Raw genomic sequence first — 19214 nt, 5'->3', positions numbered from 1 at the left:
AGCAACGATGTTGCCGGGGCATTCTGCAAAATTGCAGAATGAGGCCGGGGCGGTTATGACGCACAAGGCGTCATGTATGATTGGAACGACCTCAAGGCCTTTCTGGCGGTGGCGGAAACGGGCAGCACCCTGTCCGCCGCGCAGGCGCTGCGCGTCAGCCAGACGACCGTGGCCCGGCGCATCGCCGCGCTGGAGGCGGCGACGAACCTCAACCTGTTCGAGCGGCGGCAGGCGGGTTACGCGCTGACCCCTGTCGGCGAGGCGATGCTGGCGAGCGCGATCGCCGTGCGCGATGCCGCCAACCGCTTCGGCGAAGCGGCGGGCGCGCGGTCGCGCGATGCGGGCGGGACGGTCAGCGTGACGACGATGGAGATCTTTGCGGTGACGATCCTGCCGCCGATCCTCCGCGACCTGCGCGCCGCGCATCCCGCCATCCATATCCATCTCGACACCTCGGACGAGCCGCGCGATCTCGCCGCCGGGGCCGCCGACATCGCGATCCGCAGCAGCAAGCAGCCGACCGGCGCGGGCCTCGTCGGCCGGCGCATCGCTGACAATCCGTGGACGCTCTATTGCAGCCGCGACTATGCCGACCGTCACGGCGTCCCGCACAGCCGCGAACAGCTGGCGACGCACCCCTTCATCGGCGGCGGCGGGTCGGTGTGGGAGCCCTATCAGGCATGGCTCAAGCAATATCGGCTCGAGGAGTCGGTGGTCATGCAATATGATAGCGGCTCGGGGTTGCTTGCGGGGGCGCGGGCGGGAATGGGGCTGACCATTTTGCCCGCCTTCCTCGCCGACCGCGAACCCGACCTGATCCGCTGCATTCCGCCGAAAAGCGAGGACACCACGGGGCTGTGGCTGCTGACCCACGAACGGCTGCGCCACGTCCCGCGGGTGCGGCTGGTCCTCGACTTTCTTGCAACCGAACTCGCGAAGCTGGGGCGGGCCTAGGGCGCCTCAGCGTAGCCGCGCGCATCCCAGCGCCGCCGCGTCGATCGCGGTCGCGGCGCCGCGCAGGCGATAGGTGTCGGCGATCGCGCGGCCGTCGGGCGTGCCGCTCTCAACGCTCATGCTCGGCGCCGACCGCATCGCCGCGACGATCGCGGCGTCCATGCGCGCGTCGCTTGCCCAGCCGTGCGCGCCGTTGCCGGTCAGGATGAAACGGCGGCTGCCGATCGTCAGCCGCAACTCGCGATCGGGCGCGCGCGCTTTCGACAGGCGGACATAGAATTGGCCGCGGATGCGCGACTTGGGCCAGTAACCGACGCTGGCATAGGGTTTCACGCGCGGCGTGCCGATCGTCGCGGCGGGCGCGGCGAGGGCATAGCAGCGCGGCGTTGCGGGATCACGAAACGCGCCCCAGCCGTCGAAAATGCCGAGCGCGACCGGGGGCGCGGCGAGCGCCGCGACGGGCGTCGCCATCGCCATCAGGAAAAGAATGCCCCACCGCCGCATCGCGCTTCGTTCGCGCGATTGGGGCCGCTTTGCAAGCATGGCTTGCGCCCGCCGACGCGTGCGTTAAGGAAGGTGGACATTTTCAGGGGCCAGAATCGGGGCGCGAATCGCCTCCGATGGTCTGTCCCTCAGGGACTTTTCCCGCGGAAAGCACAGGGATGGCGATTTAGAATGAAAGCGACGATCGAACGCGCAGTGTTGTTGAAGAGCCTCGGCCACGTCCAGTCGGTGGTCGAACGGCGCAACACGATTCCGATCCTCTCGAACGTCCTGATCGAAGCCGACGCGTCGGGCCAATTGAAACTGATGGCGACGGATCTCGACCTGCAGGTGGTCGAAACGATCGCGGCGAAGGTCGAAACGCCGGGCACGACGACCGTGTCGGCGCACACGCTGTTCGAAATCGCGCGCAAGCTGCCCGAAGGGTCGGAAGTCAGCCTCGCCGCTGCCGAGGGCAAGATGCAGATCAAGGCGGGCCGTTCGAACTTCAATCTGCCGACGCTGCCGCGCGACGATTTCCCGGTGATCGCCGAGGGCGACCTGCCGACGAATTTCGAACTGCCGGTCGCCGAGCTCATCCAGATCATCGACAAGACGCGCTTCGCCATCTCGACCGAGGAAACGCGCTATTATCTGAACGGCATCTTCTTCCACGTCGCCGAGGATGCGACGGGGCCGGTGCTGAAGGCCGCGGCGACCGACGGCCACCGCCTCGCGCGCTATACCGTCACGCGCCCCGACGGCGCCGCGTCGATGCCCGACGTCATCGTGCCGCGCAAATGCGTCGGTGAGATCCGCAAGCTGCTCGACGAGGCCGAGGGCAATGTCGAAATCAGCCTCTCGGCCAGCAAGATCCGGTTCCAGCTCGGCCATGCGGTGCTGACTTCGAAGCTGATCGACGGCACCTTCCCCGATTACAGCCGCGTGATCCCGACCGCGAACGACAAGCTGCTGAAGGTCGATCCGAAGAGCCTGTTCCAGGGCGTCGACCGCGTGTCGACGATCGCGAGCGAAAAGACGCGCGCGGTCAAGGTCGGGCTCGACAAGGATCGCATCACCCTGTCGGTGACCAGCCCCGAAAACGGCACCGCCGCCGAGGAACTGGCGGCGGGTTATGACAGCGACGCGATGGAGATCGGCTTCAACGCCCGCTATCTCAGCGACATATTGGGTCAGGTCGACGGCGACAGCGTCGAACTCCACCTCGCCGACGCCAACGCGCCAACGCTGATCCGCGAGAGTGAAAAGAGCCCGGCGCTCTATGTGCTGATGCCGATGCGGGTCTGACGGCCCGCCATCGCGTGAAACGAATAAGGCCCCGCGACTGCGGGGCCTTTTCTTATCCGGCCTTCGCGATCCGCCAGATCACGCCGCCGGTGTCGTCGGCGACGAGCGCGCTGCCATCCTTTGCGACCTTGACATCGGCCGGGCGGCCACGGGTGGTCTCGCCCTCCTTGCCGAGGAACTGGTCGAGCAGGGTGACCGGCAGAGCGTTGACCGGCTTGCCATTCGCGCCGAACTTGACGAACACCACGTCATAGCCTGTGACGGGCTCGCGGTTCCACGACCCGTGGCGCGCGATCAGCGCGCCGTTAGCCCAGCGTTCGCCGAGGTCGAGACCGTCGGTAAAGGTGAAACCGAGCGGCGCGGTGTGCGCGCCGAGGCCATATTCGGGACGCTTCACATATTGCCGGCGATCTTCGGCCTCGGGCTCGACGCGCGGGTCGATGAAGCCGCCCCAATAATACCAGGGCCAACCATAGAAATCGCCCTCGTCGAGGTCGGTCAGATAGTCCGGGACGAGGTCGCTGCCGAGCATGTCGCGTTCGTTGACGACCGTCCACAGCCGGTCGGAGCCGGGGTAGAAGGCGAGGCCGACGGGGTTGCGGATGCCCGCGGCGAAGGTGCGCATATATTTATTCTCGGGCCGCACCTCGAGCACGCTCGCGCGGCGGAACTCGCGGTTCATGCCCGCCTCGCCGATGTTCGAGTCGGCGCCGACGCCGATATAGAGCCAGCCATTGGGCGCGGCGACGAGGCTCTTGGTCCAGTGGCGGTTGGTGCCCTTCGCGGGCAGATCGACGACCTTCACCGGGTTGCCGCTCATCTTGGTTTCGCCCTCGACATAGGGGAATGCGAGCAGAGCGTCGGTGTTGGCGACGTAGAGCGTATCGCCGACCAGCGCCATGCCATAGGGCGAGTTGAGGCCGGTAATATAAGGGGTCTTCACCTCGGCCTTGCCGTCGCCGTCGGCATCGCGGAGCAAGGTGATGCGGTTCGCCGACGGACGGCGCCCCGCGCCGCCCTTGCCCATCAGGCTTTTCATCACCGCGCCCTGCACGCCGCCGTCCTTGCGCGGCGGGCTCTGCGATTCGGCGGCGAGCACATCGCCATTGGGCAGCACGAACAGGGTGCGCGGATGGTCGAGACCCTCGGCAAAGCGCGCGACGGTCAGCCCCTGCGCGGCGCGGGGGGCCTGGCCCGCGGGCCAGCTCGTCGCCTCGGGCACATTCACCGTCGGAAATGTCTCGGTGCGCTGCGACGCCATCACCGGCACCCGGCCGCTGAGTTCGGCGGTCGAGAAGCGCGCCACATCGGGCCGCGACATGACATAGAGCGTGATGCCGCCGGCGATCAGCAGGACCAGCAGGGCGAGGGCGGCATATTTCAGGATCTTGCGCATGGCGTCTTGTCTACACGGGCGGCGCGCGGCGTCAAAGGGATAGCGAGCGTGGACGAAGGGTTAACCGGCAAGGTCTTGCAATTAACCTTACCTGCCCGTTTATCACGGTTGGGAACGGCGCGGTGAGACGCGGGGGCATAGGGGAGTGTTCCGAGTAACGGACCAGGAACCGATGCACCTGCCAGCCCCCTTTCTTGCCGATCGCGCCGCGGTCGAGGATGCCCATGCGCTGATCACTTTGCATGGCGAGGAAGCCGGGTTCGCGGCCGCCGCGCGCGCCGAACAATATCGCGCGCTCGGCAATCATCTCCATTTCGCGCGCTGGCGCCAGATCGAGCGGCTGATCACCTATTTGTCGGTCGAGGATGTTCTCGACACCGTGCACTAGGCGCTACAGACGCAAGCCCGCGGTTTCGGGCAGTCCCGCCATGATGTTGAGGTTCTGGACGCAGGCGCCGCTCGCGCCCTTGCCCAGATTGTCGAGCCGCGCGACGAGGCGTGCCTGGCTGGCTTCAGCATTGGCGAACACCGACAGCGCGATCCGGTCGTCGCCCGCGTCCGAAGCGCGGAGCAATATTTCGCCGTCCGCCGGCGCTTCGTCCATCACCACGATCGGGCTGCCCGCGTAAAAGTCCGCGAGCGCGGCGCGCAGCTTGTCGGGCGAAGCGGCGGTCGGCATCGCGTTCAGCGGCAACGGCACCTCTACGATCATGCCGCGATGCGCCGCGATCACGGCCGGCGAGAAAAGCGGTCCGATCGACAGGCCGCAACGCATCTGCATTTCGGGAACATGCTTATGACCGAGCGCCAGCGCATAGCCGCGCCATGCGATGTCGGGATCCCGCTCGAACCGTTCGATCAGCGCCTTGCCGCCGCCCGAATAGCCGCTGACCGCGTGGCAGATATAGGGCCAGTCGGCGGGCAGCAGTCCCGCGCGCACCAGCGGCGCGACGAGCGCGATGAAGCCGGTGGAATAGCAGCCGGGGTTCGACACGCGCGCCGCGTCCGCGACGGCGTCATGGCCGCTGACTTCGGGGAAGCCATAGACCCAGCCCGGCGCGACGCGATGCGCGGTCGAGGCATCGATGACGCGCGTGCGATCATTGCCAATCATCGCGACCGCGTCGCGCGCCGCGTCGTCGGGCAGGCAGAGGATGACAAAATCGGCATCGTTCAGCGCCTCGCGCCGCGCCGCGGCATCCTTGCGGCGCGCCTCGTTCAGCGTGATCAGCGAAAACTCGCTCCGCCCGGCGAGGCGCTCGGCGATTTCGAGGCCCGTCGTTCCCGCCGCGCCGTCGATGAAAACCGTCTGTGTCATGATGATTATCGCAGTCTTTTATATCCGCTCACCGGCGGATCATGATCCTTCGCGGCCGAACGCGTGATGACGTCGGCCAGCGGCTCGGCCTTTACCGCCATCCATCGTCGGCTGGCATGGATGATATTCTTTTCGTCGGCCATGATGCCGACATGGCCGGGAAAGAAGACGAGGTCGCCGCGCGCGAGTGCTGCCGGATCGACATCTTTGTCGGCACCGAGCGCGGCAAGCTGAAGGTCGCTGTCGCGCGGCAATTGCACTCCCGCCGCGCCCCACACGAGCTGGACGAGACCCGAGCAGTCGATTCCCTTCGCGGTGCGTCCGCCCCAAAGATAGGGGGTGCCGATCATTTGCTCCGCCAGTTCGGCGGGGTCGCTGTCCGCGGTCGATACGTCGGCGAGCGCGGCGAGCGGCAGATAGCCGTGCGAGGTCGCGAGCCATTCGCCCTCGACGTCGCCCATCACCAGCGCCCCGCGCGGCAGCACGGCGGGGCCGCCGCTCGCGGCATCGGGGGCACTGTGGAGCATCGCTTCGATCATTTCGACGCGGTGCGTCGGAGCGATCGGCGCGGCAAGCGCTTCGGCGGCGAGATAGCCGACATAATGGTCAGCGAGGCAATAACCCCACGCCCAGCCGCCGGTGAGGTCGAGCAGGGCAAAACCCTCGCCGAACAGCAGTTCGCTCGTCTGGTCAGCGTCGACCGACGGCGATGCGCGCAGCGCCGCCGCCGGGAGGACGCCGCTGCGCATCATCGGCGCGGCATAATGCGGGGCGAAATGCGTGCCGGCGACCGCAATATCGGCTAGGTCGGGACGGATCGCGACGACGCGCGGATCGAAATCCTGCGACGTTCCGGTCAAGCCGAACCGATCACGGCCTGCGCCGGCGGCGCCGGGACGTCCCATACGCACGCGATTGGCCGCTGAATGTTCGCCGCTGTCTGCTGTCACTTGCCGTCCTGTTGAAACCCGGGGTCCGCCGGGCGCGGACAATCGCGGGCCATTAGACCAGCAGGGGCTGCATTATCAAGAATGATCAGCTTTTCGCACGCCGGTCGTAGCGCGCCTGCAACATTGCCCACGCCGCACGCAATCCCAGCGCCGCGCCGCCCTTGGGCCGGCCGGGCTTGGCCAAGGGGCGCCAGGCGAAGGTGTCGAGATGCGCCCATAGAACACTCTCGGGGACGAAGCGTTTGAGGAACAGCGCCGCAGTGATCGACCCCGCGAACGGCGAACTGCCCGCATTACCCAAGTCGGCGATGTCGGTTTCGAGCAGGTCGGCATAGCCGTCCCAGAGCGGCATGCGCCACAGGGGATCGTCGCGCTCGATCCCGCCCGCGAGCATCGCTTCGGCAAGATTATCGTCGTTGGCGAACAGTGGCGGCAGGTCGGGGCCGAGCGCGACGCGCGCGGCGCCGGTCAGCGTCGCGAAATCGACGATCAGTTCGGGCTTGGCTTCGCCCGCCTTCGCGAGTGCATCGCCGAGCACCAACCGGCCTTCGGCATCGGTGTTGCCGATCTCGACCGTCAGGCCAAGGCGGCTCTTCAGCACGTCGCCCGGGCGGAAGGCGTCGGACGAGATCGCATTTTCGGCGGCCGCGACGAGGCAGTGGAGGCGCACCGGCAGCCCGCTCGCCATCACCAGTTCGGCGAGCGCGAGCACATGCGCGGCGCCGCCCATATCCTTCTTCATCAGCCGCATTCCCGCCGCGGGCTTGATGTCGAGCCCGCCGCTGTCGAAGCTGATCCCCTTGCCGACAAGCGCGATGCGGGGATGATCCTCCTTGCCCCACTCGATTTCGATCAGCCGCGGCGCGTGATGCTTCGCCGCAGCGCGGCCGACCGCGTGGATCATCGGATAGCCCTGTTCGAGCGCCTCGCCCTTGGTGACGGTGAGCTTGCCGCCATGCGCTTTGGCGATGCGCTCGGCCGCTTTCTCGATCGCGCCGGGCCCCATGTCGGCGGCGGGCGTGTTGACGAGGTCGCGGACGAGCGCGACCGCGCGCATTTCGGCGACCATCGGCGCGATCGTGCCGACGTCGGTCGTCAGCAGGACGCGCGGACCTTTGGTGGGCGCGTTCGATTTATAGGCGTCGAAGCGATATTGCGCGCTCATCCAGCCGAACAGTGCCTTGCCGGGCTGCTGGCCTTCGAGCCGGTAGCGGCCCTCGGGCAAAATCTGCCCCAGCTTGGCGAGGCACCAGGCCGACAAGCTGTCGACCTTGGCAACCGTGGTGACGACCGCCCATTTTTCGGGATCGTCGCCCGGCAGGATCGCGTGGACGAAGGCGTCGGGCTTGAAACCGACCGCCGCCAGATGCGCGCGTTCGCGTGCGCTGCGGCCCTTCAGCCATTCGTCATAGCCCTTTTTGTCCACGAGATGAATGGGGCGGGCGTCCTGCCCCTTGTCGGGCTGGATCAGGTCGGAATAGTCGGTCATGCGGTGGTAGCTAGGCCGCCCGGGATATTTTGTCGATTCCCGGCGTTATGTCCGCATGATGATCGACACCCACTGGCGAAATGCCATCCCGATCCTTGCCGGCGCGCTGTTGCTGGCGGGCTGTTCCGAAGACAAGCCGACCAAGGCGGAAAAAGTCGCCGCGGCCTCGGTGCCCGGCGCGCCGCCCGAGGGCGCCGCCGATGAAGCCGCAAAGCAGGCGCCCGCGTCGAATGTCAGCGAAAACAACGGACTGATCGAGTTCGCCTATAGCTATCCTGCCGACGCCGCGCGGATCGCCGAGCTTGCGAAGGCGCTCGACGAGGATCGGGCGACGAAGCGCGAGGCTTTGATCGCGGCGGCGCAGCGCGACAAGGACGCGGCGGAGAATGAGGGTTTCCCCTATCGCAAGCACAGCCACCGCCAGACGTGGCAGCGCGTCACCAGCACCCCGCGCTTCCTGAGCCTGTCGGCGGAGATCGGGACCTATTCGGGCGGCGCGCACGGCATGCAGACCTTCGATACGCTGATCTGGGACCGCAACCGGCGCAAGCGGATGAAGCCGGTCGACCTGTTCGAGAGCAGCGCGGCGTTCGACGCGGCGATCCGCGACGCCTTCTGCGCCGGGATCAAGCGCGCCAAGGCGGCAAAGGGGATCGAGGAAGCGCCCGACAGCGTCTTTGCCGAATGCCCGCCGGCGTCGGCGCAGACGGTGTGGCTCGGCTCGTCGGACGGGCGCTATCTCGACCGCCTCACGATCGCCATCGCGCCTTATGAGATCGGCGCTTACGCCGAGGGAAGCTACAAGATCAACCTCCCGATGACCGGCGCGCTCGTCAAGGTCGTTAGGCGCGAATTCGCGCGCGACTTTCTTCCCATCAACTGAGCAAGGACAGGTCATGGCGAAGCTGCCCAAAGCCGGCAAGGTCGGCGAAAGCGCGAAGGAAAAGAAGGGCAAGCGCAGCGCGGCGGCCAAGCTGCGCAGCGAAGTGGGGGGCGGCAAGACGATCGCCAAGCCGCCGTCCGACCGCGAAGCCGACCTCGATCGCGCGCCGAAATGGCAGCCGCGCTATGCGGGGTCGGGCCGCCTCGAAGGCAAGGTGGCGATCGTGACGGGCGGCGACAGCGGTATCGGCCGCGCGGTTTGCGCGCTCTTTGCGCGTGAGGGCGCCGACATCGCGGTCGTCTATCTCGAGAATCGGGCCGATGCCGTCGAAACCGCCGCGATCATCGAGGCCGAGGGGCGCCGCGCGATCGCGATCAAGGCCGACGTCGGCAAGCCGAAGGCGGGCGAGAAGATCGTCGCGCAGACGGTCGAAAAACTCGGCCGTCTCGACATCCTCGTCAACAACGCGGGCGAACAGCATCCGGCGGCGGATATCCGCGACATCAGCGAGGATCAGCTGCAACAGACCTTCGCGACCAATATCTTCGGCATGTTCTATCTCGTGCAGGCGGCGCTGCCGCACCTCAGGAAGGGCGCGGCGATCGTCAATTGCACCAGCGTGACGATGTATCAGGGGTCGAAGGGGTTGCTCGACTACAGCGCCACCAAGGGCGCGATCACCGCCTTCACCCGTTCCTTGAGCGAAAATCTGATCGAAAAGGGCATTCGCGTGAACGGCGTCGCGCCCGGCCCGATCTGGACCCCGCTCAACCCGCGCGGCGGTGCGCCGGCCGAAAAGGTCGCCACCTTTGGCGAGAGCACGCCGATGAAACGGCCGGGCGAACCCAATGAGGTCGCGCCCTGCTTCCTGTTCCTCGCCTGCGACGACAGCAGCTATATGTCGGGTCAGGTGCTGCATCCCAACGGCGGCACGATCGTTAATGGTTAGCGGGGCGGGCAAGGAGAAACACCATGCCAGCCAAATCGAAAGCCCAGCAGAAAGCCGCCGGCGCCGCATTGAGCGCCAAGCGCGGCGATACGCCCAAATCGAAACTCAAGGGCGCGTCGAAGCAGATGGCCGACAGTATGACCGAAAAACAGCTCGAGGATTTCGCCAAGGGCTCGACCAAGGGCAAGCCCGAGCACGCCGACTAGCGATTATTCGGCGGCTTCGAGCTCCGCGGGAGCAGCCGCCACCTTTGCGTTGGCGTTGCTGAAGGTCAGCACGCCATCGGCAATCGCGCCGGTGCGCATGTCGATGCGGTCCTGCACATAATTCTGGCTGAGCCGCCACGGCAGCGTGGCCGTGCTCTTGGGCATGATGTGCAGCGAACGCTGGATATAGCCCGACGAGAAGTCGAAGACATTTTCCTCTTCGAGGCTTGCCGGATCGGCGAGGGCGGGGGTCGCGACCGTCGTTCCGGTATCGCGCATATGGTTGAGCACGCGGCAGACATATTCTGACACGATGTCGGCGCGCAGCGTCCAACTCGCGTTCAGATAGCCGAACACCGCCGAGAAATTCGGGACGTTCGAGAACATGCACGCCTTGTAATAATAATGATCGTGCCAATCGACGGGCGCGCCGTCGACCCGCACCGGAATTTTGCCCGCGACGGCAAGCTTCAGGCCCGTCGCGGTGATGATGATGTCGGCATCGAGGTGCTTGCCCGACTTGAGCTGGATACCCGCCGCGTCGAACTTCTCGATATGATCGGTCACGACCGATGCCTCGCCCGCCTTCATCGCTTCGAAAAAATCGGCGTCGGGGACGAGGCACAGCCGCTGTTCCCAAGGGTTGTAGGGTGGGGTGAACGCCTCGGCGTCATAATGATCGCCGAGGCTCGCCTTCAGCTTCTTGGTCAGGAACTCCTTGACCTTTTCGGGCTTTTCGCGCGCGCGGCGGAAGGCGATGTCCTGCAGCCGGACATTCTTGAAGCGCGTGATCTTGTAGGCGAGCTTTTCGGGCAGGAATTTGCGCAGGAAGTTGGCAAAGCCGTCCTTGGCGGGGCGGATGAAATACCAGGTCGGCGTGCGCTGGAGCATCGTGACGTGCGCCGCGCCCTTCATCGAGGGGACGATCGTCACCGCGGTCGCCCCCGACCCGATCACGACGACCTTCTTGCCTTGGTAATCGAGATCCTTCGGCCAGAATTGGGGGTGGATGATCTGACCCTGGAAATCCTCGCGCCCCGCGAACTGCGCGTCGAAGGGCTCGTCATAGTCGTAATAGCCCGACCCGAGGTAGAGCCAGCGCGCCGTCGTCGTCGAGGTCGCGCCCTTGCCGTCTTCCATCGTCACCGTCCAGCGCGCGGCGGCGCTGTCCCAATCGGCGCCGATCACCTTGCGGTCGAAGCGGATGCGCTCGCGGATATGGCGCTCGTCGACGATGCGGTTGAGATATTCGAGGATCGCCGGGCCGTCGGCGATCGACTTTTCATGCTTCCACGGCTCGAAGATGAAGCCGAGGGTGTGCATGTCGCTGTCCGAACGGATGCCGGGATAGCGGAAGAGATCCCAGGTGCCGCCAAGCTGTTCGCGGCGTTCGACGAGCGCGAAGCTGCGGTCGGGGCAATTCATCTGCAGATGCACGGCCATGCCGATGCCCGAAATGCCGGCGCCGACGATCAGCACATCCTGATCGACCGGTGCAGCCTTTGCGTCCACGGGGCGTTCCATCGTCGCCGTGCCTGCCATCATCTCGTCTCCCGTCTGCTTTTGGGTGGCAGCTTACGCACCGCGTTGCATTTTGCAATCGAATTGACAGGCCTGAAAGTAGGGGAGCGGGAGGCGCCGTCCCTTGTGGCTGTCACATTATTGTCATAGGGGCGAAACCCAATTGTCATCATTTTGGCATCGCGCCGTATCAACTACAGGAAAGGATTGATCTAAATGCGTCAGATCGCGGTCCTTCCCTATCGATTCGGTGGCCCCGCGCAGGATGGTCCAACCGAAATCCTGCTCATCACCTCGCGCGAGACGAAGCGCTGGGTGGTGCCGAAGGGCAATCCGCTGAACGGGATGACGCGCCACGCCGCCGCCGCGGTCGAGGCCGAGGAAGAGGCGGGCGTCATTGGCGCGGTCTGCCCGACGCCGATCGGCAGCTATGAATATCGTAAGCGCCGGGCGAACGGCGCGTCGATCATGTATAATGTCGAGGTCTTTCCGCTCGCGGTGACCAATGAACTCGACGAATGGAAGGAAATGGACGAGCGGGAACGCAAATGGTTCTCGTTCCGCGATGCGGCATCGGCGGTCGACGAGACCGATCTGCAGGCGCTGATCCGGTCGTTCGGCGACGGCGGTTTCCGCGCCGTCGCGCAGCCGCGCGACGTGGTCCAGAATATAAGTGACAGGACAGGGGTAAGCCGGATGTTCGCATGGTTTCAGCGTTTGCTGCCGCGACAGGGAAATTTCTTCGAATTGTTCGAAAGCCACGCCGCGACGCTCGTCGCCGGCGCCAACGCGCTGTCGCGGATGCTGCAGGGCGGCGAGGGCATGGCCGACCATGTCCAGGAAATCATCGAGCGCGAGCATGACGCCGACGCGATCACCCGCGAAGTGCTGCAGACCGTCCGTCGTACCTTCCTGACACCGTTCGATCGCAGCGCGATCACCGACCTCATCGCCTCGATGGACGATGCGATCGACGAGATGCAGAAGACCGCGGGCGCCGTCGACCTCTACGATGTCACCGAGTTCGAGCCCGAAATGCGCGACATCGCCGGCATCATCGTCGACGCCGCGCGGCTGACGGCGGAAGCACTGCCGCTGCTCCGCAACATTTCGGCCAATGCCGTGCGCCTTCATGAGCTGACCGAACGGCTCGTGCGGATGGAAGGTCATGCCGACGAAATCCACGCTGCGGGCCTCAAACGCCTCTTCAAGGAGCATGGGCAGTCGAATAGCGTCCGTTTCCTGATCGGGCGCGAACTCTACCGTCATCTCGAACGCGTCACCGACAGTTTCGAGGATGTTGCGAACGAAATCGACGGCTTGGTCATCGACCACGCGTGATGTCGATGGCGCCGCACCAGCCCGCTCCCCCACCCAGCCTCCCAACAGCCTATCCTGAAATCGGAGGCTGGGTGGGGGAGCGGGCCGGCGCGGCGCGTTCCGGCGCAGCCGGAAACAAAGACTAACTATGCACGAACTCGCTTTCCCCCTTCTTGTCGGCCTCGTCATCCTTGCGCTGGCGTTCGACTTTCTGAACGGCCTGCACGACGCCGCGAACAGCATCGCGACCGTCGTCGCGACGCGGCTCTTGCGGCCGGTGCAGGCGGTGCTGTTCGCCGCCTTCTTCAACTTCGCCGCTTATTTCCTGTCGATCATCTTTCCGGAGCTGCACAAGGTCGCCGAGACGATCGGCAAGGGGATCATCGACAAGGATCTGGTGACGCCCGCCGTCGTGTTCGGCGCGCTCGTCGGCGCGATGTTCTGGAACGTCGTGACCTGGCTGAAGGGCATCCCCTCCTCGTCGAGCCACGCGCTCGTCGGCGGCATCGTCGGCGCGGGCGTCGCGCATGCGGGGTTCGAGGGCATCGAGTGGACGGGGCTCAACAAGACCGTCATCGCGATCTTCCTTTCGCCGCTGCTCGGCATGCTCCTCGCCATGCTGGTGATGCTCGTCAGCAGCTGGGCGCTAAGGCGGTCGACCGCCAGTTTCGCGGAAAAGACCTTCCGCCGTCTCCACCTTCTGTCTTCGGCCGCCTATTCGATCAGCCACGGGCTCAACGATGCGCAAAAGACGATGGGGATCATCACCGTGCTCCTCTATTCGACCGGCTATCTGGGCGGGGAGTTCCACATCCCGCACTGGGTGGCGTTCAGCTGCTATGTGGCGATCGCATTGGGCACGCTGTCGGGCGGGTGGAAGATCATCGAAACGATGGGCGGCCGCATCACCAAGCTGTCGCATCATCAGGGTTTCGCCGCCTCGACCGGCGGTTCGATCATGGTGTTCACCGCGAGCTTGCTCGGCATTCCGGTGTCGACGACGCACACGATCACCGGCAGCATCATCGGCGCGGGCGTCGCGCGCCGCGCGAGCGCGGTGCGCTGGGGCGTCGCGGGTAATGTCGTCGCGGCGTGGTTCATCACCATTCCCGCAAGCGCGGCGGTGGCCGCGGTTTTCTATGCGATCACGCGCCTTTTCTGATCATTTCGCCGGACGGTAATCGACGCTCGCGCCGCCGACCATCCGCACCGGCAGGTACAGCCCGTTGCCATAGGCCTTGATCGCGCCGGTTTCGAAGCGGTCGACGCGCGTGCGAATGACGAAGGCGCCCTCGCGGCGCTGATCGACCGCGCGTTTGATCTTTCCCTGCACCTCTTCCAGATCGTGCGTGAAGTTCTGCGTCAGCGCCGCGGCGATCAGCGGCGCGAATTCGGGGCTGCGGCCGAGCAGGATGAGCAGGTCGCCGCCGACCCCGTCGGTGTCGCCGTTGATCACGAGGCCGGTGAGGCGAACCTCGGCCGAACCCGGCTCGTTGACGGGAATCGCGGTCATCCAGATGCGGCCGCGCGTCGGCGCGCCGGTCCGCGCTTCCAGCTTTGCATCGACGTCGACGCCGACCGCGATCCGTCCGCCGGGCGCGCCATAGATCGTCGACTTGCCGAATTCGACCATCATCGGACCGACTTTCGGCAGCACGAAAGGCCGCGCCGCCCGCTTGGCGAGCGCGCGGTCGACGACCGGCTGCAACTGCGCATAGTCGGCGATCACGGGCACGCGCACGTCGAAATGTGGTTTCGGCGTTTCGCGCACGAGGCGGGGGAGCGGCGTCGGCGCGGGATCGGCCGGGCGTCCCGAAACAAAGCTTTCGGTGATGGCCTCGAGTCCGAGATTGAGGTTGATCCGCTGCCCGTCGAGCCGGTAGCCGCCATAGAGAATGCGCTGCGGCGTGACGCGCATCCACACCGGCGGGTTTTCGCGGTTGAGTTCGAGCGAGGTAAAGGTCTGCCGCCAGATCTCGGCCGCCTGTTTGCGAATATCGATTTTCGCGACCTCGCGATTCACTTCGCGCTCGACGCTCGCCACCACGGGTTTGAGCTTCGCGTCGGCTTCGTCGGTGAAAATGATGCGACGCCCAAGGAAATCGATCCCCGGCGCCTTGGTCCACCCATAGGTGATTCGCGCCTTGCCCTGCATGCGCCAGTCGGGGGTCAGGTCGATGCGGACGCGCGCATGCGCCATCGCCGCGCCGGTCGCGGTCTCGCCCTTCAGCACCCCGCCGACGTCGCGCGCGCTGATCCGGGCATGGAGCGGCACGTCGACCACGAACTCCTTGCCTTCGCCGCGCAGCCGCAGGGCCCCGCGCGTTACCTGTCCGACGATCGTGCAGGCGATCGGCGGCGTGACCTTGACCTTCTTCCCGAAGAGCTTGACCCGCTGCGGTTTGACGCACGCGGGCTCGCGCTGGTTGATCGTCCATAGCGTCTTCGGCACAGCGCGTTCGAGCGCCTGCCTGAGCGACGCGGTGCTGGCGTCGATCGGCACCGCGATCAGCGATGTCTGCTTCGGGGAGGGGGCTTTATCGGTCGCGCGGGGCGGCGGTTCGACCGCTGTCTCGCGGTCGCAGCCGGTGAGCGACCCGATCAATAGCAGTGCGGCAAACGCCTTGGCATGCATGGTGCGGCCCCTGTTCGATGTCGCATAGGTAACATCGAACAAGTAAAGCCGTTCCAATATTATCCGTTAGCCGGCGGTCGCCCCGAACAGATCATGCTCGTCGGCATCTTCGATGACGACGTCGACGATGTCGCCGGGCTTGAGCGCCGCCGCGACGTCGCGGAGATAGACATGGCCGTCGATTTCGGGTGCGTCGGCTTGGCTGCGGCCCGTCGCGCCGATGCTGCCGTCTTCATCGGCCTCGCCGACTTCGTCGATGATCACGGGAAGCGTGCGGCCGATCTTGGCTTCGAGCTTCGCGGCGCTGATCGCGGCGGTCTTGGCCATGATGCGCTGGTAGCGCTCTTCCTTGACCTCTTCGGGCACCGGATCGTCGAGCGCGTTCGCCTGCGCGCCCGCGACGGGTTCGAAGCGGAAGGCGCCGACGCGGTCGAGCTGCGCTTCGTCGAGCCAGTCGAGGAGATACTGGAAATCGGCCTCGGTCTCGCCGGGGAAGCCGACGACAAAGCTCGACCGGATCGAGATGTCGGGGGCGATCGCGCGCCACGCCTTCAGGCGCTCGAGCACCTTCGCCTCGTTCGCGGGGCGCTTCATCCGCTTGAGCACGCTCGGCGCCGCGTGCTGGAAGGGGATGTCCAGATAGGGCGTCAGCAGCCCTTCGGCCATCAGCGGGATGACCGCGTCGACGTGCGGATAGGGATAGACATAGTGGAGGCGCACCCATGGGGCGTTGCCTTCGCTGGTGCGAAGCTGGCCGAGTTCGCGCGCGAGGTCGGTCATGTGCGCGCGCACTTCGCGGCCGTGCCATTGGCGCGGATCGTGGCGGATGTCGACGCCGTAAGCCGAGGTGTCCTGGCTGATGACCAGCAGCTCTTTCGTCCCCGCCGCGACAAGCTTTTCGGCCTCGCGCAGCACCGCGTCGATGCGGCGGCTGACGAGTTTGCCACGAAGATCGGGGATGATGCAGAAGGAGCAGCTGTGGTTGCAGCCTTCGGAAATCTTCAGATAGCTATAGTGCCGCGGGGTCAGCTTCAGCCCGCCTTCGGGTACCAGATCGATGAAGGGGCCCTGCGTCGGCGGCGCGGCGTCGTGGACCGCGTCGACCACCTGCTCATATTGATGCGCGCCGGTGACTGCGAGCACCTTGGGGAAACGCGCGCGGATGACTTCGGCCTCGTTGCCCATGCAGCCGGTGACGATGACGCGGCCGTTCTCTGCCATCGCTTCGCCGATCGCCTCGAGGCTTTCTTCCTTCGCCGAATCGAGGAAGCCGCAGGTGTTGACCAGCACGACGTCGGCGCCCGCATAGTCGGGCGACAAGCCGTAACCGTCGGCGCGGAGCTTGGTCAGAATCCGTTCGCTGTCGACGAGCGCCTTGGGGCAGCCGAGCGAAACCATGCCGACCTTCGGCTGGGTGGGGAGCGTTTTGACTGTCATGATTGGCGGCGCCCATAGTCGATTTCGTGGCCCTTGTCACGCGCCGCGCACGCGGGCATGGACGGCGCGGTTCGAGATGAAAGGGCAGAGCATATGGCGATCGGTGCATTTGCGGCGATTTCGGCGGCGATGGCGGTCGCGGCGGGCGCGTTCGGCGCGCATGGCGCTTCGGGGCCGCAGGAGGCCGAGTGGCTGCGCACCGGCGGCGTCTATCAACTGGTCCATGCGGTCGCGGCGCTCGCTATCATGGGGTTCGCGCGCGGACCGGCGATCATGCTGCTCGGCGGCGCGGCGATCTTTGCGATTACCCTCTATGCGATGGCGCTGGGGGCGCCGCGCTGGCTCGGCGCGGTGACGCCGATCGGCGGCGGCTTGCTGATCATCGGCTGGCTCTGGGCCGGCTGGCTCTACTGGCGGGGCTAGCCGCTGCGGTCAGCCGCCCGGCACGCTCGCTTCGGCTTCCTCGCAGCGGATGACCTCGACGATCAGGTCGCCGTGCTGGAGGCTCTGCGCCTCGTCTTCCCAAAAGCCATAGGGTTTGCCGCCGCGATAGATGCGCAGGCCGCGGCCGGCGCTGGCAAGCGTGTCGATGCTGCGGCCGACTTCCTCGGCGGCGACGGGGCGCTCGCGGAGCTGAACACGCCCGCCGACGCTCGCGAGGTCGGCCATATAGTCGGCGACATGCGCACCCTGCGCCGATCCCGCGAGCAGCAGGCCGGTGAAGCTGACCGGGTTGATGACGTTGTTCGCGCCCGCCTGCCGCGCGAGCAACTCATTGTCCTGGGTCCGGATGACGACGCTGATCGGCACGCGCGGCGCGAGGTGGCGGACGGTGAGGACCATCAGGATCGACGTGTCGTCGCGGCCCGCCGAGACGAGCACCGACTGTGCCTGCGCGATCCGGACGTCGATCAGCGTCTCGTCGCTCGATGCGTCGCCTTCGAGCACGTTGCAGCCCATCGCCTCGGCGGCGTTGACGCGGCCGCGGTTGCTGTCGATCACGACGATGCACGCGGGGTCGGTGCCGCGCGCGATCAGTTCGCGAACCGCCTCGCTGCCGCTGACGCCGAAGCCGAGGACGACGATATGGTCGGTGAGCTTTTCCTGGATGCGGGCCATACGCCATTTTTCCCATATTTGCTTGATCGCGAACTGATAGGCGGTGCCGATGAAGATGAAGAGCACCGCGATGCGGATCGGGGTGACGATCACCGCCTCGATCAATCGCGAGCGGTCGGATACCGGGGTGATGTCGCCGAATCCGGTGGTGGTGACCGAGATCATCGTGAAATAGACGACGTCGAGAAAGCTGATCTGGCCGTCGTGGCTGTCCTTGAGCCCGGCGCGATCGATCCAGTGGACGAGCACGACGATGGCGATGAGCAGAAAGGCCACGCCGAGGCGCGTGATGACGTCGGCCCAGATCGGCCATCGGCTCATGCGGCGGAGCGGCTGGAACCGGTGCTGGAGCTTCAGCTTGGACGCGGGGCGCTTGCTCATCGCGGCCCTTGTGCCAAAGCGGCGCGCGTAACGCTAGCCGCCATAAGCGCCGCGCAGCGCGGCGAGCGAGGCGTCGTGGGTCAGGTCGAGCTGGAGCGGCGTGACCGAAATATACAGGTCGTCGATCGCCTCGAGATCGCTGTCGTGGCCGAGGCTGTGTTCGATGCCGTGGAGGCCGAACCAGTAATAGCGATAGCCGCGCGGGTCCGTGCCCTCGACGATCGAACCGCGGCCGTAATCGTGGAAACCCTGCCTTGTAACGCGAATGCCCTTGACCTCCGCCGCGGGAATCGCGGGGAAGTTGACATTGATCAGCGTGCGCGGCGCCATGTCGAAATCGAGCAGCGGGCGCAGAACCTTTGCGCCCCAGACTTCGGCCGCCTCGAACGGCACGCTGTCGCCCATGCCCTCGCGCGCATAAACCTGGCTGAGCGCGATCGCCGGAATACCCGCCAGCGCGCCCTCGATCGCCGCCGATACGGTGCCCGAATAGGTGACGTCGTCGCCGAGGTTCGCGCCGCGATTGACGCCGGACAGGATCAGGTCGGGCTTTTCGGGCATCAGCTTGCCGATCGCCATCATTACCGAATCGGTCGGGGTGCCGCTGCACGACCAGCGCCGTTCGTCATGTTCGCGGATGCGCACCGGGCGCGAGAGGGTGAGCGAGTGGCCCGCGCCCGACTGTTCCTCGGCGGGCGCGCAGACCCAGATATCGTCCGAAAGCTGGCGCGCGATCGCTTCGAGCACCGCCATGCCGGGCGCGTGATAGCCGTCGTCGTTGGTGAGGAGGATGCGCACAATATTATCCTTTGATTCCCGTTCCCCTGAGCTTGTCGAAGGGGCCGTTCTTTTCTTCAAGCAAGAG

General features: G+C 66.0%; 19 protein-coding genes. 9 read left to right on the top strand and 10 right to left on the bottom strand.

Going from position 1 to position 19214, the window contains the following annotated elements; genetic code table 11:
* Positions 1–72: 72 nt before the first annotated feature.
* Positions 73–954, top strand: coding sequence for a LysR family transcriptional regulator (locus VFG17_RS05095; protein ID WP_325028381.1), 882 nt, complete (start codon positions 73–75; stop codon positions 952–954).
* A 6-nt stretch (positions 955–960) separates the two neighbouring features.
* On the opposite strand, the gene VFG17_RS05090 is transcribed toward VFG17_RS05095, so the two are convergent.
* On the bottom strand, positions 961–1458 hold the full coding sequence (locus VFG17_RS05090; protein ID WP_325028380.1) for a hypothetical protein: 498 nt from the start codon (positions 1456–1458) through the stop codon (positions 961–963).
* A 171-nt stretch (positions 1459–1629) separates the two neighbouring features.
* Here VFG17_RS05090 and dnaN point away from each other — a divergent pair, with 171 nt between their 5' ends.
* On the top strand, positions 1630–2745 hold the full coding sequence (gene dnaN / locus VFG17_RS05085) for a DNA polymerase III subunit beta (protein ID WP_325028379.1): 1116 nt from the start codon (positions 1630–1632) through the stop codon (positions 2743–2745).
* A 52-nt stretch (positions 2746–2797) separates the two neighbouring features.
* On the opposite strand, the gene VFG17_RS05080 is transcribed toward dnaN, so the two are convergent.
* Positions 2798–4141 (bottom strand): sorbosone dehydrogenase family protein, encoded by a 1344-nt coding sequence (locus VFG17_RS05080; RefSeq protein ID WP_325028378.1) that lies wholly within the window; start codon positions 4139–4141, stop codon positions 2798–2800.
* Between the two features lie 172 nt (positions 4142–4313).
* Here VFG17_RS05080 and VFG17_RS05075 point away from each other — a divergent pair, with 172 nt between their 5' ends.
* Positions 4314–4529: a hypothetical protein gene (locus tag VFG17_RS05075; RefSeq protein WP_209023732.1), complete on the top strand. Its 216-nt coding sequence runs from the start codon at positions 4314–4316 to the stop codon at positions 4527–4529.
* Positions 4530–4532: 3 nt separating this feature from the next.
* Here the strand turns inward: VFG17_RS05075 and argC are convergent, their stop codons facing one another.
* The 3 genes from argC to VFG17_RS05060 all read right to left on the bottom strand — a co-directional run bounded on the left by argC (position 4533) and on the right by VFG17_RS05060 (position 7898).
* Entirely contained in the window at positions 4533–5459 is a 927-nt protein-coding gene (gene argC / locus VFG17_RS05070; RefSeq protein WP_325028377.1) for an N-acetyl-gamma-glutamyl-phosphate reductase, read from the bottom strand.
* 5 nt (positions 5460–5464) lie between these two features.
* Positions 5465–6409: a C40 family peptidase gene (locus VFG17_RS05065; RefSeq protein ID WP_325028376.1), complete on the bottom strand. Its 945-nt coding sequence runs from the start codon at positions 6407–6409 to the stop codon at positions 5465–5467.
* Positions 6410–6494: 85 nt separating this feature from the next.
* A complete protein-coding gene (locus VFG17_RS05060; RefSeq protein ID WP_325028375.1) occupies positions 6495–7898 on the bottom strand; it encodes a leucyl aminopeptidase family protein in 1404 nt (467 codons plus the stop codon).
* 55 nt (positions 7899–7953) lie between these two features.
* Between VFG17_RS05060 and VFG17_RS05055 the strand changes: the two genes are divergently transcribed.
* The 3 genes from VFG17_RS05055 to VFG17_RS05045 are packed head-to-tail and all read left to right on the top strand — an operon-like array spanning position 7954 to position 9936.
* Positions 7954–8781 carry a DUF4163 domain-containing protein gene (locus VFG17_RS05055; RefSeq protein WP_325028374.1) on the top strand — a complete coding sequence of 276 codons (828 nt, stop codon included), beginning with the start codon at positions 7954–7956 and terminating at the stop codon, positions 8779–8781.
* Between the two features lie 13 nt (positions 8782–8794).
* Positions 8795–9730 (top strand): SDR family oxidoreductase, encoded by a 936-nt coding sequence (locus VFG17_RS05050; protein ID WP_325028373.1) that lies wholly within the window; start codon positions 8795–8797, stop codon positions 9728–9730.
* 23 nt (positions 9731–9753) lie between these two features.
* The gene (locus VFG17_RS05045) at positions 9754–9936 is read left to right on the top strand and encodes a DUF3008 family protein (RefSeq protein WP_325028372.1); all 183 of its coding nucleotides are present in this window, start codon (positions 9754–9756) and stop codon (positions 9934–9936) included.
* Positions 9937–9939: 3 nt separating this feature from the next.
* Here VFG17_RS05045 and VFG17_RS05040 read toward each other — a convergent pair whose 3' ends face one another.
* Positions 9940–11478: an NAD(P)/FAD-dependent oxidoreductase gene (locus VFG17_RS05040; protein WP_325029078.1), complete on the bottom strand. Its 1539-nt coding sequence runs from the start codon at positions 11476–11478 to the stop codon at positions 9940–9942.
* A gap of 195 nt (positions 11479–11673) precedes the next feature.
* Between VFG17_RS05040 and VFG17_RS05035 the strand changes: the two genes are divergently transcribed.
* Entirely contained in the window at positions 11674–12798 is a 1125-nt protein-coding gene (locus VFG17_RS05035; protein ID WP_325028371.1) for a DUF47 family protein, read from the top strand.
* 127 nt (positions 12799–12925) lie between these two features.
* Positions 12926–13939 (top strand): inorganic phosphate transporter, encoded by a 1014-nt coding sequence (locus tag VFG17_RS05030; protein WP_325028370.1) that lies wholly within the window; start codon positions 12926–12928, stop codon positions 13937–13939.
* Here the strand turns inward: VFG17_RS05030 and VFG17_RS05025 are convergent, their stop codons facing one another.
* Both VFG17_RS05025 and rimO read right to left on the bottom strand, forming a co-directional pair.
* Positions 13940–15412, bottom strand: coding sequence for a DUF4403 family protein (locus tag VFG17_RS05025; protein WP_325028369.1), 1473 nt, complete (start codon positions 15410–15412; stop codon positions 13940–13942). It lies immediately after the preceding gene.
* Between the two features lie 66 nt (positions 15413–15478).
* The gene (gene rimO / locus VFG17_RS05020; protein ID WP_325028368.1) at positions 15479–16849 is read right to left on the bottom strand and encodes a 30S ribosomal protein S12 methylthiotransferase RimO; all 1371 of its coding nucleotides are present in this window, start codon (positions 16847–16849) and stop codon (positions 15479–15481) included.
* 93 nt (positions 16850–16942) lie between these two features.
* On the opposite strand from rimO, the gene VFG17_RS05015 reads away from it, so the two are divergent.
* Positions 16943–17272: a DUF423 domain-containing protein gene (locus VFG17_RS05015; protein ID WP_325028367.1), complete on the top strand. Its 330-nt coding sequence runs from the start codon at positions 16943–16945 to the stop codon at positions 17270–17272.
* Positions 17273–17281: 9 nt separating this feature from the next.
* On the opposite strand, the gene VFG17_RS05010 is transcribed toward VFG17_RS05015, so the two are convergent.
* Complete coding sequence (locus VFG17_RS05010; RefSeq protein ID WP_325028366.1) at positions 17282–18349, bottom strand: potassium channel family protein; 1068 nt, start codon at positions 18347–18349, stop codon at positions 17282–17284.
* 33 nt (positions 18350–18382) lie between these two features.
* Positions 18383–19147 carry a 5'/3'-nucleotidase SurE gene (surE, locus tag VFG17_RS05005; protein ID WP_325028365.1) on the bottom strand — a complete coding sequence of 255 codons (765 nt, stop codon included), beginning with the start codon at positions 19145–19147 and terminating at the stop codon, positions 18383–18385.
* Between the last annotated feature and the right edge of the window lie 67 nt (positions 19148–19214).

Origin of the sequence: Sphingopyxis sp. (assembly GCF_035686825.1) — a bacterium.
Taxonomy (GTDB): Bacteria; Pseudomonadota; Alphaproteobacteria; order Sphingomonadales; family Sphingomonadaceae; genus Sphingopyxis.
The sequence above is the reverse complement of the archived record's forward strand: the minus strand, read 5'-3'. Positions and strand labels throughout refer to the sequence as shown.